This window comes from Caulobacter sp. GW821-FHT09H08, assembly GCF_059415885.1.
Genome location: NZ_JBWKOC010000001.1, coordinates 708857 through 731219 on the forward strand (window position 1 = coordinate 708857; position 22363 = coordinate 731219).

At 67.9% G+C, this 22363-nt stretch carries 25 protein-coding genes and 1 pseudogene; 12 read left to right on the forward strand and 14 right to left on the reverse strand.

The window, feature by feature from the left end; translation table 11 throughout:
• Positions 1-23: 23 nt before the first annotated feature.
• Positions 24-224, reverse strand: a complete 201-nt coding sequence (locus AC07NN_RS03395; RefSeq protein ID WP_494637721.1) for a hypothetical protein — start codon at positions 222-224, stop codon at positions 24-26.
• A 286-nt stretch (positions 225-510) separates the two neighbouring features.
• Here AC07NN_RS03395 and AC07NN_RS03400 point away from each other — a divergent pair, with 286 nt between their 5' ends.
• The 4 genes from AC07NN_RS03400 to AC07NN_RS03415 all read left to right on the forward strand — a co-directional run bounded on the left by AC07NN_RS03400 (position 511) and on the right by AC07NN_RS03415 (position 3596).
• On the forward strand, positions 511-1473 hold the full coding sequence (locus tag AC07NN_RS03400) for an acetyl-CoA carboxylase carboxyltransferase subunit alpha (RefSeq protein WP_494637722.1): 963 nt from the start codon (positions 511-513) through the stop codon (positions 1471-1473).
• Positions 1474-1566: 93 nt separating this feature from the next.
• Positions 1567-1998 (forward strand): carboxymuconolactone decarboxylase family protein, encoded by a 432-nt coding sequence (locus AC07NN_RS03405; protein WP_494637723.1) that lies wholly within the window; start codon positions 1567-1569, stop codon positions 1996-1998.
• 142 nt (positions 1999-2140) lie between these two features.
• Positions 2141-2536 (forward strand): lysozyme inhibitor LprI family protein, encoded by a 396-nt coding sequence (locus AC07NN_RS03410; RefSeq protein WP_494637724.1) that lies wholly within the window; start codon positions 2141-2143, stop codon positions 2534-2536.
• Positions 2537-2618: 82 nt separating this feature from the next.
• Positions 2619-3596: an NAD(P)H-dependent flavin oxidoreductase gene (locus AC07NN_RS03415; protein WP_494637725.1), complete on the forward strand. Its 978-nt coding sequence runs from the start codon at positions 2619-2621 to the stop codon at positions 3594-3596.
• A gap of 8 nt (positions 3597-3604) precedes the next feature.
• On the opposite strand, the gene AC07NN_RS03420 is transcribed toward AC07NN_RS03415, so the two are convergent.
• Positions 3605-3691 (reverse strand): hypothetical protein, encoded by an 87-nt coding sequence (locus tag AC07NN_RS03420; protein WP_494638189.1) that lies wholly within the window; start codon positions 3689-3691, stop codon positions 3605-3607.
• A gap of 190 nt (positions 3692-3881) precedes the next feature.
• On the opposite strand from AC07NN_RS03420, the gene AC07NN_RS03425 reads away from it, so the two are divergent.
• Positions 3882-4370: a nuclear transport factor 2 family protein gene (locus AC07NN_RS03425; protein ID WP_494637726.1), complete on the forward strand. Its 489-nt coding sequence runs from the start codon at positions 3882-3884 to the stop codon at positions 4368-4370.
• A 17-nt stretch (positions 4371-4387) separates the two neighbouring features.
• Here AC07NN_RS03425 and AC07NN_RS03430 read toward each other — a convergent pair whose 3' ends face one another.
• Positions 4388-4807, reverse strand: coding sequence for a GNAT family N-acetyltransferase (locus tag AC07NN_RS03430; RefSeq protein WP_494637727.1), 420 nt, complete (start codon positions 4805-4807; stop codon positions 4388-4390).
• A gap of 150 nt (positions 4808-4957) precedes the next feature.
• Between AC07NN_RS03430 and AC07NN_RS03435 the strand changes: the two genes are divergently transcribed.
• Positions 4958-5668 (forward strand): hypothetical protein, encoded by a 711-nt coding sequence (locus AC07NN_RS03435; RefSeq protein WP_494637728.1) that lies wholly within the window; start codon positions 4958-4960, stop codon positions 5666-5668.
• A gap of 181 nt (positions 5669-5849) precedes the next feature.
• Here the strand turns inward: AC07NN_RS03435 and AC07NN_RS03440 are convergent, their stop codons facing one another.
• The 3 genes from AC07NN_RS03440 to AC07NN_RS03450 form a co-directional block, all read right to left on the reverse strand.
• Complete coding sequence (locus tag AC07NN_RS03440) at positions 5850-6581, reverse strand: hypothetical protein (protein WP_494637729.1); 732 nt, start codon at positions 6579-6581, stop codon at positions 5850-5852.
• A gap of 119 nt (positions 6582-6700) precedes the next feature.
• Entirely contained in the window at positions 6701-7438 is a 738-nt protein-coding gene (locus AC07NN_RS03445; RefSeq protein ID WP_494637730.1) for a hypothetical protein, read from the reverse strand.
• A gap of 13 nt (positions 7439-7451) precedes the next feature.
• Positions 7452-8183: a hypothetical protein gene (locus tag AC07NN_RS03450; RefSeq protein WP_494637731.1), complete on the reverse strand. Its 732-nt coding sequence runs from the start codon at positions 8181-8183 to the stop codon at positions 7452-7454.
• Between the two features lie 200 nt (positions 8184-8383).
• On the opposite strand from AC07NN_RS03450, the gene AC07NN_RS03455 reads away from it, so the two are divergent.
• The gene (locus AC07NN_RS03455; protein ID WP_494637732.1) at positions 8384-9001 is read left to right on the forward strand and encodes a DUF1349 domain-containing protein; all 618 of its coding nucleotides are present in this window, start codon (positions 8384-8386) and stop codon (positions 8999-9001) included.
• 10 nt (positions 9002-9011) lie between these two features.
• Here the strand turns inward: AC07NN_RS03455 and AC07NN_RS03460 are convergent.
• The 3 genes and pseudogenes from AC07NN_RS03460 to AC07NN_RS03470 form a co-directional block, all read right to left on the reverse strand.
• A pseudogene (locus AC07NN_RS03460) lies at positions 9012-9116 on the reverse strand (hypothetical protein); the annotation flags it as partial.
• A 28-nt stretch (positions 9117-9144) separates the two neighbouring features.
• Positions 9145-11403 (reverse strand): excinuclease ABC subunit UvrB, encoded by a 2259-nt coding sequence (gene uvrB, locus AC07NN_RS03465; protein WP_494637733.1) that lies wholly within the window; start codon positions 11401-11403, stop codon positions 9145-9147.
• Between the two features lie 91 nt (positions 11404-11494).
• On the reverse strand, positions 11495-12349 hold the full coding sequence (locus AC07NN_RS03470) for a c-type cytochrome (RefSeq protein WP_494637734.1): 855 nt from the start codon (positions 12347-12349) through the stop codon (positions 11495-11497).
• 114 nt (positions 12350-12463) lie between these two features.
• Here AC07NN_RS03470 and AC07NN_RS03475 point away from each other — a divergent pair, with 114 nt between their 5' ends.
• Positions 12464-13360 (forward strand): LysR family transcriptional regulator, encoded by an 897-nt coding sequence (locus AC07NN_RS03475; RefSeq protein WP_494637735.1) that lies wholly within the window; start codon positions 12464-12466, stop codon positions 13358-13360.
• A gap of 86 nt (positions 13361-13446) precedes the next feature.
• On the opposite strand, the gene AC07NN_RS03480 is transcribed toward AC07NN_RS03475, so the two are convergent.
• From AC07NN_RS03480 to AC07NN_RS03495, 4 genes are all read right to left on the reverse strand, one after another.
• Positions 13447-15117: a hypothetical protein gene (locus AC07NN_RS03480; RefSeq protein ID WP_494637736.1), complete on the reverse strand. Its 1671-nt coding sequence runs from the start codon at positions 15115-15117 to the stop codon at positions 13447-13449.
• A gap of 199 nt (positions 15118-15316) precedes the next feature.
• Complete coding sequence (locus AC07NN_RS03485; protein WP_494637737.1) at positions 15317-15985, reverse strand: glutathione S-transferase family protein; 669 nt, start codon at positions 15983-15985, stop codon at positions 15317-15319.
• Between the two features lie 165 nt (positions 15986-16150).
• Complete coding sequence (locus tag AC07NN_RS03490) at positions 16151-17203, reverse strand: hypothetical protein (RefSeq protein ID WP_494637738.1); 1053 nt, start codon at positions 17201-17203, stop codon at positions 16151-16153.
• Positions 17204-17265: 62 nt separating this feature from the next.
• Complete coding sequence (locus tag AC07NN_RS03495) at positions 17266-17685, reverse strand: DUF1810 domain-containing protein (protein WP_494637739.1); 420 nt, start codon at positions 17683-17685, stop codon at positions 17266-17268.
• Positions 17686-17817: 132 nt separating this feature from the next.
• On the opposite strand from AC07NN_RS03495, the gene AC07NN_RS03500 reads away from it, so the two are divergent.
• Genes AC07NN_RS03500 through AC07NN_RS03510 form a run of 3 tightly spaced genes read left to right on the forward strand, consistent with a single transcriptional unit; the run spans position 17818 to position 20569 of the window.
• Positions 17818-18957, forward strand: coding sequence for a beta-ketoacyl-ACP synthase III (locus AC07NN_RS03500; RefSeq protein ID WP_494637740.1), 1140 nt, complete (start codon positions 17818-17820; stop codon positions 18955-18957).
• Entirely contained in the window at positions 18954-19643 is a 690-nt protein-coding gene (locus AC07NN_RS03505; RefSeq protein ID WP_494637741.1) for an iron-containing redox enzyme family protein, read from the forward strand. Before AC07NN_RS03500 ends, AC07NN_RS03505 begins: the two co-directional genes overlap by 4 nt.
• 17 nt (positions 19644-19660) lie before the next feature.
• A complete protein-coding gene (locus AC07NN_RS03510) occupies positions 19661-20569 on the forward strand; it encodes a DUF6999 family protein (protein ID WP_494638191.1) in 909 nt (302 codons plus the stop codon).
• Here the strand turns inward: AC07NN_RS03510 and AC07NN_RS03515 are convergent.
• On the reverse strand, positions 20566-21450 hold the full coding sequence (locus AC07NN_RS03515) for a LysR family transcriptional regulator (protein WP_494637742.1): 885 nt from the start codon (positions 21448-21450) through the stop codon (positions 20566-20568). The two genes, AC07NN_RS03510 and AC07NN_RS03515, sit on opposite strands and share 4 nt — an antisense overlap.
• Positions 21451-21558: 108 nt before the next feature.
• On the opposite strand from AC07NN_RS03515, the gene AC07NN_RS03520 reads away from it, so the two are divergent.
• Positions 21559-22302, forward strand: a complete 744-nt coding sequence (locus AC07NN_RS03520) for an SDR family oxidoreductase (RefSeq protein WP_494637743.1) — start codon at positions 21559-21561, stop codon at positions 22300-22302.
• Positions 22303-22363 lie beyond the last annotated feature (61 nt).

The window sequence follows — 22363 nt, forward strand, 5'->3', positions numbered from 1 at the left end:
TTACGTAGCGGCGTTATGCGAGCTTACGCCGCCACCGCGCGCAGCGGCGCGACGTCGAACACGCGCTGCGAACCGCGCCAGACTTCCACGAAGTCGCAGCGGTGATGCATGTCGAGAAGTTCGTAAGCTCTGGCGCGCGCGGCCGAGTCGTCGGCGCAGGGCGACACGTCGAAGCGCGGAACCGCGCCATCGGACTCAACACAGAAAAAGGTGAACACCTGCATGGGAACTGTGTGCTCTCATCAGGCGGGGCCGCGCACATTCGATGGCGGAGGCCGCAGGGGCGCAAGTCGTCTTCCGCGACTGCTACAAAACAACGTAGGACTCTTTGTCGCGATTCTCCAGAGGAATGAGTCTCGATTCGAGACTCACCTGTGAACCGCACCTTCGAGCCTGTGGATAAAACTCGGCGGATTCGAGGCGGTTCCCGGCCGGAATCTCGCCTCTTTCCCTCGCGGGATTCCGCCACTAGGTTCGCACCCTTTCATCAACGGCGACGTTTAAGAGTCCATGGCCGCCCATTATCTCGATTTCGAACGTCCAATCGCTGACCTGGAAAGCAAAATCGAAGAGCTGTCGCGGCTCTCCGAGACGGCTGGGCCAGGGTCGTTCGACACCGAGATCCAGGCTCTCCGCGACCGTGCGCAGGAGCTGCGCAAGGAGGCCTACGCCAATCTGGACGCCTGGCAGAAGACCATGGTCGCCCGACATCCCCAGCGGCCCCATCTGCGCGATTATGTCGCAGGCCTGATCGACGAGTTCGTCGAGCTGCGCGGCGACCGCAAGTTCGCCGACGACCAGGCCATCGTCGGCGGCCTCGGTCGCTTCCGCGGCCAGCCCGTCGTGGTCATGGGCCACGAGAAGGGTCACGACACCACCACGCGCCTGAAGCACAACTTCGGCATGGCCCGTCCGGAGGGCTATCGCAAGGCCGTCCGCCTGATGGACATGGCCGAGCGCTTCTCGCTCCCCGTCATCACCTTCGTCGACACCGCCGGCGCGTATCCTGGCCTCGGCGCCGAAGAGCGCGGTCAAGCCGAGGCCATTGCCCGCTCGACGGAACGCTGCCTGACGCTGGGCACCCCGATGGTCGCCACCATCGTCGGCGAAGGCGGTTCGGGCGGGGCCATCGCCCTGGCCGGCGCCAACCGCGTGCTGATCCTGGAGCACTCGATCTATTCGGTGATCTCGCCGGAAGGCGCGGCCTCGATCCTGTGGCGCGACGGCGCCCGGGCCAAGGACGCGGCGACCCAGATGCGCATCACCGCCCAGGACCTGATCAAGCTGGGCATCGTCGACCGCATCATCGAGGAGCCGGCCGGCGGCGCCCACTCCGACACCGACACCGCCATCCAGGCGGTCGGCGACGCGGTCGAGGACGAGCTGAAGGCCATGGCCGCGATGAGCGCCGCCGAGCTGAAGAAGCAACGCGCCGATCGCTTCTACGCCATCGGCCGCGCGGGCCTGCAGTAGGCGCATCTTTTCGGGGCGGCGGATGTCACGTCCGCCGCTACCGTCTCGTCTTGTCTCCAAAGGGCCAGTCCCGGCCCCAAACGGAGCAAGACCATGGGCGATGCCGCCGCCTTCCGCCACGACCATAACCTCCCCGACGTCTACAAGGCCTTCCTGGCCGCCGAGATGGCCGTCCGCGCCGCCGGCGTGCCGTCGGGCCTCAAGCACCTGATCTATCTGCGCGTCTCGCAGCTGAACGACTGCGCCTATTGCGTGAAGATGCATTCCAAGGAAGCCCGCGACGAGGGCGAGACCAATGCCCGTCTCGACCGGCTGATCGTCTGGCGCCACGTCGACGACTTCACCGCCGCCGAGAAGGCGGCGCTCGCCTGGGCCGAGGCCTTGACCAGGCTGCCGGCCCCCGACGGCTTCGCCGCCCTGCGCGCCGAACTCCGCGAGCACTGGACCGACCAGCAGGCCAGCGCCCTGACGGCGATCGTGGCGCAGATCAACCTGTGGAACCGGCTGGGCGTGTCTGGGCACTAGCTCCGATCGCTGAGCCAAACTCACTGCCTTCCTGGGCCTTGTGCCCAGGAAGGCAGGGCCAGTGGGCATGAGTGACGGTCTTCCACTAAGTCATGTAGCCTAAGGCACGCTAGGGTGGAGTTCTCCTGGTGGAGCTTGCCCGATGATCCGCGTTCTTCTCGCCGCTGCGGCCCTCTGCCTGATCGCCGTGCCCGCCGCCCTGGCCGGCAAGCCCAAGCCGTCGATCTGGCGGGAGGTCGATCGTTGCCCCGGCGGCGGCTCCAACATGGTGCTGGCCGAATGCGCCGCGGTGGCCCTGGACCGCGAGGACCTGCGGCTGAACCGCGCCTACAAGGCCGCCATGGCCCGTCTGAAGCCGCCGGAGCAGGCGGCCCTGCGCAATGCCCAGCGCAAATGGATCAAGACGCGCGACGACGAGTGCCGCGAATATCTCGACGAGGCCCAGTACGGGCGACAAGGCGGGATCCTGGCCACCGTCTGCCAGGCCGACATGAGCCGAGACCGCGCCGACGACCTGGAACGGCGTCGGTCGCGCTAGACCCTCTTGCCTGACCTAAGGGGCGCCCCCGCATAGTCTTCTCAACGAGATCAGAGGGAGCGCCTGAAGGGCGGTATTGGGCATGGCCATCAAGACCCGTTTCACCGAGATGTTCGGCGTCGAGCACCCGATCGCCCAGGGCGGCATGCAGTGGGTCGGCAAGGCCGAGCTGGTCTCCGCCGTCGCCAACGCCGGGGCGCTGGGCTTCCTGACCGCCCTGACCCAGCCGACGCCGGAAGCGCTGGCCAAGGAGATCGCCCGCACCCGCGAGATGACCGACAAGCCGTTCGGGGTGAACCTGACCATCCTGCCGGCCATGACCCCGCCGCCCTATGCCGAGTACCGCGCGGCGATCATCGAGAGCGGGATCAAGATCGTCGAGACCGCCGGCTACAAGCCGCAGGAGCATGTCGACGACCTCAAGGCCCACGGGGTCAAGGTGATCCACAAATGCACCGCCGTCCGCCACGCGCTGAGCGCCGAGCGGATGGGCGTCGACGCCATCTCGATCGATGGCTTCGAATGCGCCGGCCACCCGGGCGAGGACGACATCCCCGGCCTGATCCTGATCCCGGTCGCGGCCGAGAAGGTGAAGATCCCGATGATCGCCTCGGGCGGCTTCGGCGACGCGCGCGGCCTGGTCGCGGCCCTGGCCCTGGGCGCCGACGGCGTCAACATGGGCACCCGCTTCTGCGCCACCCAGGAGGCGCCGATCCACGACAACTTCAAGCAACAGATGGTCGCCAACGACGAGCGCGCCACCGACCTGATCTTCCGCACCCTGCACAACACCGCCCGCGTGGCCAGGAACGCCATCAGCCAGCAGGTCGTGGCCATCGAACGCGCCGGCGGCGCCAAGTTCGAGGACGTCGCCCAGCTGGTGAAAGGCGCGCGCGGCCGCGAGGGCCTGGAAAGCGGCGACATCGACCACGGCGTCTGGAGCGCCGGCATGGTCCAGGGCCTGATCCACGACGTGCCGACCGTGAAGGAGCTCGTCGACCGCATCGTGGCCGAGGCCGAGGTGCTGATCCGCCAGCGGCTGGCGGGGATGGTGGGGTAAGGCCGGTCTCAATCTCTCCTCCCCCTCCGGGGGAGGGGGACCGCCGAACGGCGGTGGAGGGGCCAGCCGAACGGTTCGACCCCACTTGTCGGGATCAGAATGCGCGGGGGGCCGCTGGCCACAGGATGTAGCCCCGCCTCACAGGGCCCCTCCACCGGCATTCGCCGGTCCCCCTCCCCCGATGGGGGAGGAGAGATCGGAAGCCCCGCATGACCGCGAATTCACGCGACAACCCCAACCGCCGCCCCCGACACTCCGGCCCACGATCCCACGCCGGAGCCGTCGATGATCCTCACCGCCCTGCTGACCGCCGTCCTGGCGCTGTCGTCGGCCCCCGCCCAGGTCCCGCCGTCCCCAGCCCTCGACCAGGCGATCGCCGCGCGCGACACGGCCCTCTTCAGCGTGATGTTCGAGCAGTGCGACCCGGCGGCCCTGGAGGCGCTGGTGACCGGCGACATGGAGTTCTATCACGACAAGGGCGGGCTGATGGCCCACGACGCCTTCGTCGCCGACTACGCCAAGGGCTGCGCGGCCAAGCGCGCGCCGGACGCCTGGCGCTCGCGGCGCGAACTGGTCGCCGGCACGATGAAGGTCTACGCCATCCCCGGCTTCGGCGCGGTCGAGGAAGGCGCCCACCACTTCTACGAGCGCAAGGGCGACGGCCCCGAGCGGCTGGCCGGCCGGGCGCGGTTCTCCATCCTCTGGAAGCTGGAGCCCGACGGCCGCTGGCGCATGGCCCGCACCTTCAGCATCGACCACGCCGCCGCGCCCTAGGGGGGCTTGGGAGCGCGCTAGACCTTCACCCGGAAGTGGAAGGCGTCCACCGCCAGCCCCTCGCGGAAATAGAAGGCGTGGGCCCGTTCGCGGACGACGTTGGAGATCAGCTCCAGATGCCCGCAGTCCTGCCGCCGGGCCTCGTCCTTCAGCCAGTCCAGCAGCGCCTTGCCGTGGCCCTTCGACCGCGCGTTGGGGTCGGCGACCAGGTCGTCCACGCTGAGGAACCGCCCGCAATACAGCATGTCCAGCACCCGCCACCCGGCCACGACCCGCACCACGCCGTCCTCGACGGCGGCGGTGAGGCGGAAGTTGTCGGACGCCATCAGCTGCCGGATCCGCGCGACATAGGTCTCACGGGCGAGGGCGGGGCGGAGGTGGTGCATGACGTCGAACGTCGCGAGGATCTCGGCGTCGGTGGCGGGGTGGTGGATCACTAAAGGGGCTCTCTCATGCCCTCGAACATTGGGTGGTTTTCGACGCATAGCCAACGGCACGCGAGAAGTTGAGCGCTTCCTCCGATGCCGAGAGAGCCTCCTCTTACGGTGGTGGTTGACCCAGTTCGCGTGCGGGAGTTAACAGAATCTATGAGCCTGACCGTCGCACCCGAGATTGAAGCTCTCGAACTATTCCTGACGAAGCTGGATGCCCATCCGAAGGGCACAGAGACCGTTGCTTCGGCTATTCAGGCGCTATGGCCGCCGAAGGTGGAAAACCGCCTTTTGGATTTTATGCGGGCATTAAGTTCGCTTGAGAACTTGATTGCAGAGCTACCGTTACCGTTGAGAGGTGTCGCGACCCGAACGGTTGATGGAATTGTCTGCTCGTTCGACGCCCACACGATAACAAAGCCGTTGGACTGGCTTCGCAGCGCGCGCGCCAAGGAGCTTCACCTTGCTAGACAGACGCTCGAGCTCTTCCACGAGCTGACAGTAGACCGAGACAGCTTTGCTGCAAGCCGACCGAATCTTGAGAAGGCTATTGATGCCCTTGCTGATCGGGTTGCGAAGTCAAGTCTTTCAAGCGTGTCTAAGTCGGTCCTTGAGGCTCAGCTTCAGCTCCTAAAGCGGAGCGCAGAGCGCTTTGAAGCGGGAGCGATTGGCACATTTCGCGACAGCGCAAATTCGATTCTTGGCCGGGTAGTAATTCAAATTCACAACGACGAATTTCTTCCGAAAGATGACAAGCGCAAAATGATTGACGAGTTAATCGCTGTCTATGACGTGCTAGAAAGGGGAGGGAAAACTCTCTCGCTTACAGGCAAGAAAGAGATGTTGCGCCTGACCGGGCCGGAATAGTGCGAATCGACATTCGATAGGGCTAGGAGCGCTGGTCGGTGAAAAAGGACACGCTGTCTCGTCCATCAGTGCAGCGGTAAGGCGAGGCAAGTTCGGTGGAGACTTGGCGGGCTGGTCAGCAGTAGTGGCTAAATGGCCTCGTGCGGCAATCTGCAGCCTGCACGTAGGAGATTTGTTGGCCCTAAAATTTTAAGTTGGGGCGGAAAGCGCCGTCCAGGCCAATCGCATGGGTGGCTCTCTTCCACGCCTCAAACTTCGCACTGCGGTTGCCGCCAATAGAATTATCGACGTGCATGTGAAGCTCACCAACCATAACCAAGCACCGCACCCTCAGTTGCTCAATGCTATCGACAGCGCCTGCCAGCCTTGTAGCGCGTGCAGTCTCCAACTTCGTCTTTGGGATGCGTTGCAACTTCGTATCGATGACCGCCTGCAAAGAGTCGGTAGCGTAGCGAAGGCTGCTTTCGATCAACGAAGCGCTGTGGAGGACCATAACATCAGTTACTCGGTCGAAAGCGAGGCGCTCGAGGCCGCGTATATCAGCCTCAATAGACCGAATGAGTAGTGTTAGGGTGGCGTCTGTCGGGGTTGTTGAAATGTCCAAACCGACACGTGTCGTCAAAATGCGATTATAGGCGATCAGTGACGCCGTGATCAGCGCGTCATGTTGGGTTTGGCAGGCCTCGATCTCACCCCGTTCACGCACACGCCTCTCGCGATCAGCGCTCCAATTGGCGATGTAGAAGGCGGCCCATATCGACACTACCGCGCCCACGGCTTGGGCCCAGCCAGCCAGCTTGTCGTGGAATTCTAGCCAGGCGACGATATCCCACCACCAACCAACGGCCATTGCCAACAGTGCCGCAGTAGCCCCCGCCAACGCTCCTAAGACGCTTCTCCCATCGAAGTTCATGCTACTCAGCTCCAAAAGCTTGGCTGAAAGGGTGAAGCGCATCGCTTGGAAGTCGAGCGCGGAGCTTATCAGCAAGGACGTTGTCACGTTAGGCGGGGGCAAATTGTCAGCTTGTAGCCTCACCCCGCCACCACCGCCCGAAACCGCTCCCGCTCCGACGGTATCAATCCCTCGTCATACCCCCGCAGGCAGGCCTCCTCCGCGTCGCGCACGCGCGCCACGCCGTAGGCTCGCAGCGTCTGGTCGGCCACGGTGACGCGGTCGATCCAGCGGCCGACGCTCTCGCTCGCCCCGTCGCCGAGGGGCGCGACGCCATCGTCGAAGACGACGTCGTAGCTCAACGCCCCGTCCGAGCAGGCGATCTCGACGCGCTGGGCCTGGCGCCAGGGGACTTCGCCCAGCGACTGGCCGTCGTGCAGCCAGACGACGCCCGAGACGGTGGCGGCGCCGAGGTCGCGGCCGGCGTTCAGGGTGTCGAGGGCGAGCGCGCCGGCGACCAGGGCGGCGGCGACGCCAAGGGCGGGCCAGCGGTATCGCGGCGACAGGTAGGGCAGCGGCAGGCCGGCGTCCCCGCTCCCGCGGCGGCGGAAGCTGAGGATCAACGGGAGCAGCGGCGCGATCAGCGCGATGAAGGTCAGGCCGGCGCCGTCCGTGGCGCCCGCCGGCCACGAAGCCAGCAGGTCGGGGATCGCTTCCGTCGCGGCGGCTACGCGGGCCCAGGCGACTTTGTCGACCCAGGCGGCGCCGAGGCCGCCGAGGATCATCACGGCCACGGTCGCGGCGCCGAAACCGACCATCGCGGAGACCGAGTCGTCCTGGCGTTCGTCCGCGTCCGAGGGCCGGGTGGGATCGGTCATGGCGCGACCGGCGTCAGCGGCTCAGCAGGGCGCGCAGGGCCGCCGTCTCGGCCGGGGTCAGGCCCTTCTCGTAGTGCGCGAGGCACGTCGCATCGACGCTCGCGAACCTCGGCACGCCGCGCAGGCGCAGGGTCTGGTCGATGGGGGCCAGGCGCGTGAGCAGGCGAGGGATTTCCGCCTGGTCGCGGACCAGCGGGGCGACGCGGCCGCTGGGCACGCTGACGTCGTAGTTCAGTGCGTAGGTCGTCTCGCGGGTCTTCGGATCGGCGAGGGTGGCGCAGCCGAGGCCGACGTCGCTGGCCGCGCCCCAGGTCCAGTATTCGCGCGGCTTGCCCTCATAGAGCCAGCTGACCCCGAACGGGGTGGCGACGACGACCTCGTCGCGGCCGGCCAGGGCGCCCCAGGTCACGCCGGTGGCGACGCTGGCCACGGCGGTGGCGATCAGGAGCTGGCGGGTCTTGCGCGCGGCCGGCGTGGCGGTCCGCTTGTCCATGCCGAAGGCGCCGGACAGCAGGGCCGAGGGACCGAACAGGATCAGCAGCATCGGCCAGAACAGGTCCCCGCCCTCGCGCCAGGTGATCAGCACGTCGGGGATCGAGCGCAGCACGGCGGCGTCGCGACGGTCCAGCAGCGACTGGGCGAAGAACAGCGCCGCGATCCCGCCGGTCACCAGGCCCACCGTGACCAGCACGCCCAGCAGCTTGTCGGTGGTGGCCAAAGCGTTGTGCGGCGACCCTTCGGCCATGCGGCGGTTTCCCTTGGGCGTTTCCTGGGGCGGCCGGGCTGGCGCCTGTCCCTTGCCTATCGCGCGTCGCCTCTTGGGGAAAGGCCATCGGGGGAAGGCCAAAGGGGGAAGGCTGGGGGCGCGTTCGATAATACCACTGCGCTTTACCGAACGGCGGAATGCCAATAGCTGGGACGGCCTCGAATTTGCCGGAGCCGTTCATGACCCTTCCCCGCCGCGACCTCCTGTTGACCGCCGCCGCCGCGCTCGTCGCGCCGGGCCTGGCGCGCGCCGCCGAGCCGGGCGACTGGCGCTGGCTGAACGCGCCGAAGACCTGGTCGTGGAAGGACGGGGCGCTGGATTGTGCGGCCGAGCCGGGCACGGACTTCTGGCGCAAGACGGCGGGCGGGCCGGTGGTCCATAGCGGCCACTTCTGGTTCCGGCGCCAGGCGGGGGACTTCCAGATCACCGCGCTGCTGGACGGCGACTACGCCGCCGACGCGGACCAGACCGGGCTGATGGTGCGCGTGGACGAGGCGACCTGGGCCAAGCACGGCGTCGAGTGGCTGAAGGGCAGGCCGCACGTGGCCAGCGTCTTCACGCGGGACTGGTCGGACGGGACGGCGGCGGTGGTCGAGGCCCGCGCGGTGCGGGTGCGGATGACGCGCAAGGGCCAGACGCTGGTGTGCTCGCACGCGGCGGGGGATGGCGCGTGGGTGGATGACCGATACGGCTACCTGCCGATGGGGGCGGCGGTGGAGCTCGGAGTGATGGCGGCCGCGCCGCTGGGGAAGGGGTTCGGGGCGCGGATTTCTGGGGTGGAGATCGTGGGCGGCTGACGCCGCGTCAAATCCTCCCCCTAGCGGGGGAGGTGTCGGCGAAGCCGACGGAGGGGGAAGAGGCAAGCTCAGCGGAACTTCCCCCTCCGGCCTTCGGCCACCTCCCCCTTGGGGGGAGGATTTGTGTCTCGCAGCCTCGCTCCCTACCGCCGCTTCTTCCTGAACTCCTCGGCTTTCTCCTGGCGGATCTCCGCCCGGATCCGTTTCGGCGCGGACTTGTCGACCTCGTCGCCCGTCGCCGAGAGCACCTCGTTGGCGAACTCGAGATCCATCAGCTTCATGCGCTTGATCTCGTCGCGCAGTCTGGCGGCGGTTTCGAACTCCAGGTTCGCCGCGGCCTCGCGCATCTTGGCCTCCAGGTCCTTGAGCGCGGCCTTGAAGTTGTCGCCGCTGAACGGGCGGTCGTCGGTCTCGGACATGCCCATCGGCACCAGGACGCGGTCGCCGCGCTCGTAGGGGCTGTTGAGGATGTCCTTGATGTCGCGCTTGACGCTCTCGGGCGTGATGCCGTGCTCGAGATTGTAGGCGTGCTGCTTCTCGCGGCGGCGGGAGGTCTCGGCCATCGCCCGTTCCATCGAGCCGGTGATCCGGTCGGCATAGAGCACGACCTTGCCGTCGACGTTCCGCGCCGCCCGGCCGATGGTCTGGATCAGCGAGGTCTCCGAGCGGAGGAAGCCTTCCTTGTCGGCGTCGAGAATGGCCACGAAGCCGCACTCGGGAATGTCCAGGCCCTCGCGCAGCAGGTTGATGCCGACCAGCACGTCGATCTTGCCCATCCGCAGCTCGCGGATGATCTCGATGCGCTCCAGCGTATCGACGTCGCTGTGCATGTAGCGGACCTTGATGCCCTGCTCGTTGAGGTACTCGGTCAGGTCCTCGGCCATCTTCTTGGTCAGGACGGTGACCAGGGTGCGGTAGCCCTTGGCGATGGTCTGGCGGATCTCGTCGACCACGTCGTCGACCTGGGAGGCGTTGTCCTTGGAGACCGGACGCACCTCGACCGGCGGGTCGATCAGGCCGGTGGGGCGGATGACTTGCTCGGCGAAGACGCCGCCGGCCCGCTCCATCTCCCAGTTGGCGGGCGTGGCCGAGACGTGCACCGACTGCGGGCGCATGGCGTCCCACTCCTCGAACTTGAGGGGGCGGTTATCCAGGGCCGAGGGCAGGCGGAAGCCGTACTCGGCGAGCGTCCATTTGCGGTTCCGGTCGCCCTTGTACATGGCGCCGATCTGCGGAACCGTCTGGTGGCTCTCGTCGGTGAACAGCAGGGCGTTGTCGGGGATATATTCGAAGAAGGTCGGCGGCGGCTCGCCCGGCCGGCGGCCCGACAGGTAGCGGCTGTAGTTCTCGATGCCGGCGCACGAGCCGGTGGTCTCGATCATCTCCAGGTCGAAGGTCGTCCGCTGCTCCAGGCGCTGGGCCTCCAGCAGCTTGCCGTTCTCGATCATCCAGGCCAGCCGCTCCTTCAGCTCGGCGCGGATGGCGATGATCGCCTGGCGCAGGGTCGGGCGCGGGGTGACGTGGTGGCTGTTGGCGTAGACCTTGATGGTCTCCAGGTCGGACGTCTTCTTGCCGGTCAGGGTGTCGAACTCGGAGATCGCCTCAACCTCGTCGCCGAACATGGTCACGCGCCAGGCGCGGTCCTCGTAGTGGGCGGGGAAGATCTCGATGGTGTCGCCGCGACGGCGGAACGTGCCGCGCTCGAAGGCCATCTCGTTGCGCTTGTACTGCTGGGCCACCAGGTCGGCGATCAACTGCTTCTCGTCGACCTTCTGCCCGACCTCCAGGGTGAAGGTCATGGCGGTGTAGGTCTCGACCGAGCCGATGCCGTAGATGCAAGACACCGAGGCCACGACGATGACGTCGTCGCGCTCCAGGATCGCCCGGGTGGCCGAGTGGCGCATCCGGTCGATCTGCTCGTTAATCGACGAGTCCTTCTCGATATAGGTGTCGGTCCGGGGCACGTAGGCTTCGGGCTGGTAGTAGTCGTAGTAGCTGACGAAGTACTCGACCGCATTCTCGGGGAAGAACCCCTTCATCTCGCTATAGAGCTGGGCGGCCAGGGTCTTGTTCGGCGCCAGGATCAGCGCCGGGCGCTGGGTGCGCTCGATGACCTGGGCCATGGTGAAGGTCTTGCCCGAGCCGGTGACGCCCAGCAGCACCTGGTCCTGGTCGCGGTTGTTGATCCCCTCGACCAGCTCGGCGATGGCCGTCGGCTGGTCGCCGGCGGGCTGGTAGTCGCTGACCAGCTTGAACTTCTTGCCGCCCTCGGACTTGTCCGGCCGCGACGGCCGGTGCGGGGTCCAGAGCATGGGCATGACGCCGTCGGCGACGTCCTGGACCGTGTCCATGATGAAGGGCGCGGAGACGTCGGAAACGCCGGAATTGTCGCGAGAAGGCATGGCCTCAAGTTAGGGACCCGCGCGCGTCTCGGCTAGAGGGCCTGCTGACGGGGAGTGGCAGCAGACTGGCGGCAGGAGCTCTATCGGCCCTCTAGGACTTCGGCGCGGCTCCCCGCTCCGGCGCGAGCGCCTTGTGGATGTTGCGGATCTCCTGGTCGGTGAGGAAGCCGGCGTCCTTGACGACGTAGCTCATCACCCCGAGCGGCGCGCCGCCCAGCGAGCGGCCGGTGCGGAACATGCGGACCAGCTCGTCCTCGCTATAGGCGGTGACCACGGCGCGCAGGGGCGGGGCGACGGTCTTGCCGTCGCCGATCGGGTGGGGCTCGTCCAGGGCGTGGCAGTGGGTGCAGGTGGTGTTGATCCAGTAGTCACCGTTGGTCGGGCCCGACATCGGCCGTTGCAGCGGCGGCTTGGCGTCGACGGCCTGGGTGGCGCTCAGCGGGACGCCGCCGGTGGCGAGGGCGATCATGCCCACGGGGCCCCAGCGCATGGAGAGCTTGGCGTTGTCCGGCGTCGGCGGCAGCGAGCGCAGGTAGCGCAGCACCGAGGCGATGTCCTGGTCGGCCAGGCTGCCGAACGAGCGGGTCGGCATGACGATGGTCGAGGCCCCGTTGTGGCGTACGCCGCTACGCAGCAGGCGGACGAACTCGGCGTCGGTATAGTTCGGGACGACCTTGGTCAGGTTCGGCGCGGCGATGCGGCCCAGCGCCGGGTCCTCGATCATCACCCGGCCGGCCCCGTTCGGGTTGTGGCAGGCCAGGCACCCGAAGACCATGCCGATGCGCTTGCCCTCGGCGGCGTCGCCCTGGCTGACGGGGACGCGCACGACCGGCAGCGGCGTGTCGAACCGGCGGACGCGGTGCTCGAAGGTCATGGCGGCCAGGATGCCGACCATCACGAGGGGCAGGGCGGTGACGCCGATCAGGATCTTTTTCCAGAGCGCCATGCGGGCCGCCTCCAAGGGGTTGTCTCGACCGCCGATTAGACGCCGCGCGGCCGGGCATCAAACACCGTTCCTGCAACGCCGTTATCCGTTTATGGATAGGGGCGGAGGGGCCGAATGTTCGAATGGGGTGATATCCGTTTCCTGCTCGCGGTCGCGCGCGCCGGCACGTCGCTGGCGGCCGCCGAGGTGGTGGGCAGCAGCCAGTCCACCGTCACCCGGCGCATCGACGCGCTGGAGGCGGCGTTGGGGCTGAAGCTGTTCGAACGCCGGGCCCAGGGCTATAGCCTGACCAACCAGGGCGAGGCCCTGGTCGAGCTGGCCAAGACGGCCGAGACGGCGATGCTGGCCATCGGCGAGGCGGCCGAGACGGCCAAGCGCCAGCTGTCGGGCGTGATCCGCTTCACCATGCCGCCCGAGGGCGCCGATCCGATCACGGTGGCCCCGCTGGCGCGGTTCATGGAGCGGCATCCGGGGGTCAAGATCGAGACGATCTTCACCGACGCCTTCCTGGACATCGGCGCCGGCGAGGCCGACGTCGCCGTGCGCGCCGGGCCGCGTCCGACCGATCCCAGCCTGATCGCGCGCAAGGTCGGCGAAGTCTTCTGGCAGGGCTGCTGCAGCCGCGACTATCTGGCGGCGAACGGGGCTCCGGCCAGCTGGAGCGAGCTGGGCCAGCACAAGATGATCGGGGCCGAGGGGCAGCTGGCGGCCGCCGCGCCGCTGCGGCGCTACGGGGAGCTCTGCGGGGACTTCGCGATCCGCGCGCCGACCATGCGGGCGCTGCTGGGCTTCGCGCGGAGCGGGGCGGGCATCGCCCTGTTGCCCGAACAGGTCGTGGCGGCCGCCGACGACCTCGTGCCCTGCCTGCCGGCCCTGGAGGACGCGCCCAGCGAGGTCTGGATCATCACCCGCGAGGATGTTCGTCACACGCCCCACACCCGCGCCTTCATCGACTTCTTCGTCGCTCACATGACGGCCATCCACCGGCGCGGCGCCAACGCGCTGGGCTGACGCGAGAACGGCCGCGCTCCGGGGGGAAGCGCGGCCCTCGAACGCGGGGCGCCGACAGAGAGAAGGAAGGCCGGCGCCCCTTCGCGTCAGAGATTGTATTCGGGCTTGCCGTAGGTCCCGATCAGGTCGACCGCGAACGAAGCGCCGTCGGCCAGGTCGGTGAAGTAGGCGTTGCTGGACCCGGCATACTGGCCGACGTCGGCCTTCATCGCCTCGGCCAGCAGCCAGCCGACCATGGCCGCCTTCGTGCCGATGTCGGTCTTGCCGTACGAGGCGAAATAATCGGCTCGGTCGTCGATCAGGGCGTGGACCTTGGCGTCGGTCGGCGTTGATCCGAAGATCTTGGCGTAGGCGGTGCGAGTGGCCTCGAACAGGGTCTTGGTCCCGTATTCGGTTGCGAACGCCGCCGACCCCGCGCCGTCGCGACCCAGATTGACCGCGAAATTGATGTAGCGGTTCTCGGCGTTGAAGGTCTGGTAGTAGGCCGAGTTGAGGTTGTTCGGATTGGGTCCGATCGGCGACACCAGATAGTCCATGCCTGCCTCGCCGGGCGTGTGGCCGGTGAAGAACTGGTACGAGGTCGTGGCCACGGCGGCCGTGGCGTCGGCCATGTTGATGATCGCCTTCAGCGCATTGGCCTCGGTCATCTGACCCGAGGCGACCTTGTCGGTCAGGCCCTGGACATAGGCGCGGTCCGTATCGGTGGCTGGGGCGTAGCGCAGCAGGTTGTCGAAGGCGTTGGTGAGGCGCACCAGGGTGTTGGCGCCGGTCGTCACCAGGGCGTTGAACTCGGCCAGGGTCCCGGTGACCTTCTCCACGCGGATGGTCCCGCCGTCATAGGTCAGGAGCGTGCCGCCATTGCCGTCGCTGGCCGCGCCGGTGAAGGCCTTGCCGTCCAGGTCGAAGCGGTCCTCGGCCTTGGAGAAGTCGCGGACCAGGTCGTTGCCTTGCCCGAAGCCCGAGAAGGCGAAGCGGTCGGCGCCAGCCCCGCCGGTCATGATGTCGTCGCCCGCGCCGCCGATCAGGATGTCGTTTCCGGCGTTGCCATAGAGGTTGTCGCTGCCTGCCCCGCCGTCCAGCTGGTCGTTGCCGTCGCCCGTGGCCTCCAGGTCCTGGTCGCCGGTCAGGCTGTCGTCGCCGTCGCCGCCGATCAGGCGGTCGTGGCCGGCGTCGCCGCGCAGGGTGTCCGAGCCGCCTTCGCCGCGCAGGGTGTCGTTGTCGGCCTGGCCGTAGATGTAGTCGCCGCCGGCCCCGCCATAGAGAGCGTCATGGCCCGCGCCGCCGTGGAACTTGTCGTCGACCGCGCCGCCCTTGATGCGGTCCGAGCCCGCGCCCGACCACACCTCCAGCTGCTCGACATTCACCAGGCTGCCGCCGCCGGTGATCGACTGCACGCCGGTGGCGTTGAGGTCCAGGATCACCGACGAGGTCAGGCCCGTCAGGTTCAGATAGGCGTAGTCGCCCTGGGCCCCGTCGGCCCCGCCGTCCAGCTGGTCGCCGATGCCCCCGTACAGGCGGTCGAAGCCGGCGCCGCCATAGAGCTTGTCGACATAACCGTCGTTGTCGTTGGTCCCGCCGGCATAGAGATAGTCCTCGCCGTCGTCGCCGTAGAGAACGTCGGCGCCATCGTCGCCATAGAGGGCGTCGTTGCCGCCGCCGCCGCTGAGCAGGTCGTTGCCGCCCATCCCGCGCGCGGTGTCGATGTCCGCCCCGCCCTGGAATTGGTCGTCGCCGGCGGTTCCGGTGTAGGTCGTCATGGTGGTTGGTCCTTTGAGTTCGTTGCTGCTTTTGGGGAAACCGGGCCGCACGACGCCTTCCCGTCGCGCCGGAGGGGCGGGACGGAGCGCAGGCGAACGGGCGCGACGGCTCACGCCGCCGACGTCGGTCCGGGGTCGAGGTGAAAGGGTCAGGGCGGCGCTAGGCGCCGCCGGGCCTGGGGTCAGGCGGTGCGTGGCCTCATGCGGTCACGCTCTTGGAGCGGATCGCCGAGAGCAGGCCGTCATAGGCGGCGTAGCACTCGGCCCAGTGCGGCAGGCGCCGCAGGGTCGCCATCCAGCGGCTGACCGCCGGATAGGGCGTCAGGTCGAAGCCGACGATCTCCAGCAGGCTCACATAGGCCGCGCCGAAATAGTCGGCGATGGTGATGCGCTCGCCAGCCACGAAGCCGCGATCGCCGATCCAGTGGCGGTCCAGGACGGCCAGCCAGGTCTCGGTCTTCTGCCGGGCGCGGTGGGCGAGTTGGGCGGCGGCCTCGGCCTGAGCCGGGCGCATGTCCGGCATCAGGACCGGATAGACCAGGCCGTAGCCCGCATCGCGGGCGAAGCCGGTATTGAACCAGTCCAGCCGCGCATCGACCACGGCCCGCGCCTTGCGGTCGGTCGGGTAGGCGGGCGAGCCGGCCTGGGCGGCCAGGTAGCGCAGGATCGCCGCGCACTCGGTCAGGATGAAGCCGTCATCGTCCAGCACCGGCACCTGCAGGTTCGGATTGAGGGCGGCGAAGTCGGTGGCGTGATGCTCGCCGTGCGCCAGGTCGACATAGACGAGATCGAGCGCGATCCCCGCGTCGGCGGCGAACAGGGTCACCGCGCGGCTGGTGGTCGAGGCCGGGTCGTAGAAGAGGCGCATGACGGCGGAAGTCCTTGGCTTGTCGTTGCGCCAGGAGATAGCGGCGACGCCTGTCGCGCTTCAAACACCGTTCCTGCGGAGGGGTTATCCGTTTCTGGATAGGGGGTGGTAAATGATTGTGTTCACTGGAATTTCTGCCGCGCCTCTTCCTTCGGAGAGACGATGTCAGTGGCTGCTATAGAAATAGTGCCGGGTGAACTGGTGGCTCACCAATGCGATATCCACCACGAGACGCCGGTTCGGCGCGTATAGATAGAGATGCGACGCCGGGGCCGGAGCGCAGTAGTCCTCGAGGCAGATTTCGGGACGCCATTCCTGGTTTTCCTCTGTCGCGCCCGTCCTGGCGGCGATCATCCCGTTGCGCCACAGGACCTCGTTGACCGCCGGATTCTGGAACTTGCCGGGATCGAGGCTAAGGCGTGAATAGTCTTCGGACGGCAAAGGCTCCAGCATGCCGAGATCCTCTCTGCACGGCCCCAAGGGCGCACCGGCCTGGTGCGTGCAGGACGGTAGACTCCAGCAGCGCGTGTCCTCAGGCAGCTTGACCCAGCCCGACTTGGACCCTGGTCCGCACCCGGACTCGCCGCTCAGGCGATAGACCCGGGCCGAGAGGCCCGAGAAGCCGATCGAACCGATCCGGCTGGGTCCAATTCCGTTCGACCCGGAGTCCTTCATGACGACCAGGGAAAGCCCCGGAAAGGCGTCGCGCAGCGTGTCGTGACCGCCGCGGCGTCCGCCTTCCAACCGCCGCGTATTGGCCCAGCGGACATAGCCGTTACGAGGGTCCATCACAGCCGTGGTCGATAGCGACAGCAGGCGGTTTGGCGCCTCGGCGCTGTCGAACAGCATGCTGTCCTGGCCATAGCCGTTCCGGCCGTCCGGGCCCGAGGTGAGCGAGACCTGCTGCTCTTCCCCGCCGCCGGCCCGGCTGAAGCGGCAGGGAAGCAGATCACCGACGATCAGGATCGAGCCGTCGGCCCGCTTCGCCCAGTGATGCTCTGAATCGTAGGAAGTGATGTGGTTGAAGGCGATGCTGTCGCTCTGATCGACATGCGTGCAGCGCACGGGCAGCGCCTGCGGCTCCTCCTGCCCGGCGAAGGCGACCTGGCTGACCGCCGAGTAGCGCTCGGGGAAGAACATCGACTTGATGGTCTTTGGTCCGCAACCCGCCAGCAGCAGGGCCGAGGCGGCGAGGGCGAGGACGGACGGAAATCTCATGACGCTACCGGGCAGGTGCGGATCGTCGATCCGGCGGGAGAGTCCTGAGTAGTGGCGCAGCCTTAAGTAGAGGCTAACCGCCCCACCGTCTGCCCATCCGCCTCTCCGCCGAAGTACTTGTCCAGCGCCTGCTGAAAGGCCGGCTCTTCCGGATCGGCCGTCCGGAACAACGTCAGGCTCGACCGCAGCTTCATGTCGTCCGGCGAGCCGAACACGGCGTGGGCGTCGTGGCCGGGGAGGGCGTTGATGGCGTCTACCGCCTCGACCAGGCGCGGGCCCAGCACCGGATGGGCGAGATAGGCGCGGGCTTCGGCGAGGTCGGCGATCGCATAGAACCGGGCCGTCGGGCTGCGGCCCAGGCCCGCGATCTGCGGGAACACGAACCACATCCAGTGACCGGTCTTCTGGCCGCGACGCAGTTCCGCCAGCGCCGTCTCGTACGTGCTGATCTGGGCGTCGATGAAGCGACTCAATGAAGTCATGACGCTCCTGAAAGCGCGTGAACCGGGGTGCGGCTCCCGAAAGAGGTCGATCACGAGAATGTAAGTGAGTACTCACTTGCAATCTTCGGGGCGCGCCGATAGGTTGCGACTGTATCCACCGAGGACTCGTTTATGGCGAGGCTCGACGACGTTTTCATCACTGGCTGCGGGGCTGTGTTGCCCGGCGCGCCGGTGCCCAACGACCGGATGGAGGACTATCTGGGACGAGTGGGCGGACGCCCCAGCGCCATGGGCCGCCGCGCCCTGCGCTGGAACGGGGTCAAGACCCGCCACTACGCCCGCGACGCGCAAGGCCAGCCGACCGACAGCAACGCCGGCCTGTGCGCCAAGGCGGTGACGGCGGCGCTCGCCGATGCGGGCCTGGAGCGCCGGGACCTGTCGTTCCTGGCCGCCGCCACGACGCAAGGCGACTACATCGTCCCCGGCCACGCGGCGACGGTGCATGGCGAGCTGGGCGGTGAGCCGCTGGAGATCGCCAGCTTCCAGTCGGTGTGCGGCAGCGCCCTGATGGCCGCCAAGTCGGCGTTCCTGGCGGTGGCCTGCGGCGAGCACAAGGTCGCCACGGCCTGCGCTGGCGAGGTCTCCTCGCGCTGGTTCCAGCCGGAATTCTACGAGGGCTCGGCCCTGGTCGACGACAAGGGGCGCCTGGCGCCCGAGGCCGACATCCTGCGCTTCACCCTGTCGGACGGGGCGGGGGCGGTAGTGGTGGAGCCGAAGCCCGCGCCGCGAGGGTTGTCGCTGAAGATCGACTTCATCGACCTGACCTCCCTGGCCGGCGCCTTCACCCCCTGCATGTGGGCCGGGGCGCCGCCGAAGGATCGGTCCGAGGCGCTGGCGACCTGGGGCTTCTCGGCTCCGCTCAAGGCCCATGCGGACGGCGGCATCGCCCTGCTGCAGGACTTCGACCTGCTCAAGCAGGTGATCCGCGCCTGGGTCGGCGTCTATCTGGAGAAGGTCGACCAGGGCCGCATCGTGCCAAACGAGATCGACTGGCTGCTGTGCCACTACTCGGCGGAGTCGCTGCGGGAGGAGATCGTCGGCCTGCTGGAAAGCACCGCCGGCATGATCCCGCGCGAGAAGTGGTTCTCGAACCTGCCGACCGTGGGCAATGTCGGCTCGGCATCGATCTGGGTGATGCTGGACGAGTTCATGCGCTCCGGCCGCGCCAAGCCTGGCCAGAAGATCCTGTGCGTAGTGCCCGAAAGCGGCCGCGCCTTCGTGGGTTTCATGATGCTGGAGGTGGTGGGATGAACGCGATGACGCTCAACAGCGAGGGCTGCGACGTCGCCGACGTGCTGCGCCGCCTGGCGGTGGTCTTCACCCGCTTCGAGCAGCGGCTGGAGGCGACGCCGATCATCGGCCGGATGTCGCGCGGGCGGCTGACAGTGGAGGACTACCGCGCTTTCCTCGTCTCGCTGCGCCAGCAGGTGAAGGACGGCGCGCTGTGGATGGCCCGCGCGGCCTCGAACATCGGCGAGCCGCACCTGGAACTGCGCTCGCTGGTTCTGCGTCATGCCGTCACCGAGCATCGCGACTTCCGCCTGTTGGAGGCCGACTATGCGGCGACCGGCGGCGATCTCGCCGTGATCCAGGCAGGCGAGAAGAACATCGGCTCCGAGGCCCTGTCGGCCTGGATGTTCCATGAGGCGTCCAAGCCCGATCCGTTCGGCCTCTTGGGCGCGATGTGGATCATCGAGGGCCTGGGCCAGATGAAGGCGCTGGAGTGGGGCAAGCGGATCCAGAGCCAGCTGTCCCTGCCCGACGAGGCGGTGCGCTTCCTCGTCTATCACGGCGAGAACGACGTCGAGCACATCGCCGAGTTCGAGCGGATGCTGGGCCTGGTCCTGCCCGATCCCACCATCGCGGCGCGGATCGTCAAGGTCGCCGAGGTCACCGCGCGGCTCTATGCCCTGCAGATCGAGGAGGTGCTGGCGTGAGCCCACTCGCCCCCAAATTGGCTGAAGGCTTTGACGTCGCGTCGCACGATCCGCGCGATCCGGACCCCTGGCTGGCGCTCTATCTCGACCAGAGCCTGCCGATCGCCGAGGAGGCCAAGGCCGCCCTGGCGCGCGGCAACCGCACCTGGTCGCGGCGCTGGCTGTTCCCGGTCATGCGCGCGCCGCTGCTGGGCTTCTTCCTGCTGGTGAAGATCGCCCGGGCCATCTCGCCGCGCTTTCCCAACTGGAACGGGCCGCTGCACCGGCTGATCCACTGGGGCTTGCGGACCTTCGGCTCGCCGGACTGCAACCAGCTGATCATGCGCCACTTCCACATCGGCACGGAGCTCTTGGGGTTCATCAAGGCAAACGCCGGGCCGGTGACCATCGAGACCGTGCCGCTGCGGCCGACGACCTTGAAGGCGCTGGAGGACAACGTCTTCCTGCAGCACGACCTCAACGTCTTCAACTTCGTGATCCAGCTGAACGCCAGCCTGCGGGCGCAAGGGCGAGACCTGGCGCCGGTCGAGCGGCCGGACTTCTCGATGATCTCGGATGATCCGTTCCCGATCCCGGCGACCCAGGCCGGACCGCTGAACAAGATCGACGTCCAGACGGCGGTCGAGGCCTATACCCCGCTCTACGCCCTGTTCCTGCCGCGCGCCGACTTCGTGCGGGCCGCCGGTTCGCTGCAGCTGGACGAGACCGTGGCGATCTACATCGCCAAGATCCTGGGCTCGGACTACCACCTGTCCTTCGTCAAGAACGGCCACCCGCTGGTGCCGCTGTCGACCCTGCAGGCGGGGTATCGGCTGATGATGCACGGCCTGGACTGCGAGGCGCTGCACGGGTGGCTGCGGTTGTTGAAGGCGCGGCAGGCGGCGGGGTTGCCGTTGGATCCACGGGATCCGACGGGGCGGGGCTAGTCCCCGAACCGCTTCGCCACCCAGTCGATGAACACCCGCACCCTCGGCGAGAGCTGGCGGCTCTTCGGGTACAGCAGCGACACCGGCGTCGGCGTCGGGGGATAACCCGCCAGCACCTCGACCAGGCTGCCGTCGGCCAGATGCGCCTCGACCCGGTAGCGCGGAACCTGGATCAGGCCCAGGCCCAGCAGCCCTATGGCCACGGTGTTCTCGGCCGAGTTCACCACCACGTCGGCCTCGACCGGAACCTCGCGGACCTTGCCGTCGACGGTGATCTCCAGCGGATGGGCGTGGCCCGTCCCGGCCTGGAGGAAGCCGACCATGCGGTGCTGGCCAAGATGGTAGGGCGCCTTCGGCGTCCCCCGCCGCGCCAGATAGGCCGGCGAGGCGCAGGTCACTTCCGGCAGCAGCGCCACCCGCCGCGCGACCATGGCGCTGTCGGTCAGGTCGCCGATCCGCAGGACGCAGTCGACGCCCTCGCGCACCAGATCGACCAGGCGGTCGCCCTCGGTCATCTGGATTTTCAGCTCGGGATAGGCCGCCAGGAACTCCGGGAGGCCCGGCAGCACGAACCGCCGCGCCAGGGCGCCCTGCACGTCCACCCGCAGCAGGCCGCGCGGGGTGCGCTGCCGGAACGCGCCTTCGGCCTCTTCCAGGTCGTCCAGCAGGCGGAGGCAGCGCCGGTAATAGGCCTCGCCGTCCAGGGTGGGGCTGACCTGGCGGGTGGTGCGCTGGAGCAGCCGCACGCCCAGCCGCGCCTCGAGCTGCTGCACGGCCTCGGTGGCGGTCGATCGGGGCACATCCAGATCGGCGGCGGCCTGGGTGAAGCTGCGCCGCTCCACGATCCGCGCGAACAGCCGCATCGCCTCGAACCGATCCACGCCGCTCGCCCCCATTATTCGACAATGCGAACAGTGATGTCGCGGATGGCTGAATTATTCAAGCCAGGCGAAGGCGCAGGATCTCTCCAGCCAAAAGGAGAGCCTTCCATGACCTCATCGACTGAAAACAGGGTGGCGCTGGTGACCGGCGCCTCGGGCGGCATCGGCGGCGAGACCGCCCTGCGCCTGGCCCGCGACGGCTTCACCGTCATCGTCAACTACGCCGGTCGCGCCGAGCCCGCCGAGGCGGTGGTCCGCCAGATCGAGGCCGCCGGCGGCCGCGCCGTCACCGCCCAGGCCGATGTCAGCGACCCGGCGGCCGTCGCCCGCCTGTTCGACAACGCGCAGACCGCGTTCGGCGGGGTCGACGTGGTGGTCAACAACGCCGGGATCATGAAGCTGGCCAGCCTGGCCGACAGCGACGACGCCCTGTTCGACCAGACCGTCGCCGTGAACCTGAAGGGCGTCTTCAACGTCCTGCGCGAGGCCGCCCGCCGCCTGCGCGACGGCGGCCGGATCATCAACCTGTCGTCCAGCGTGGTGGGCCTGCTGCCGGAGCGCTACGGCGTCTATGCCGCGACCAAGGCGGCGGTCGAGACGATGGGCGCGATCCTGGCCAAGGAGTTGCGCGGTCGGAGCATCACGGTCAACGCGATCGCGCCCGGCCCGACGGCCACGCCGCTGTTCCTGGACGGCAAGTCGGCGGAGCTCGTCGAGAAGCTGGCCAAGGCCGCGCCGCTGGAGCGCCTGGGTCAGCCGGAGGACATCGCCGGAGCGGTCAGCTTCCTGGCGGGACCGGATGGGGCGTGGGTGAACGGGCAGGTGGTTCGGGTGAATGGGGGGATCGTGTGATCCTTCCCTTCTCCCCTTGCGGGAGAAGGTGTCAGCGTAGCTGACGGATGAGGGGTTGAAA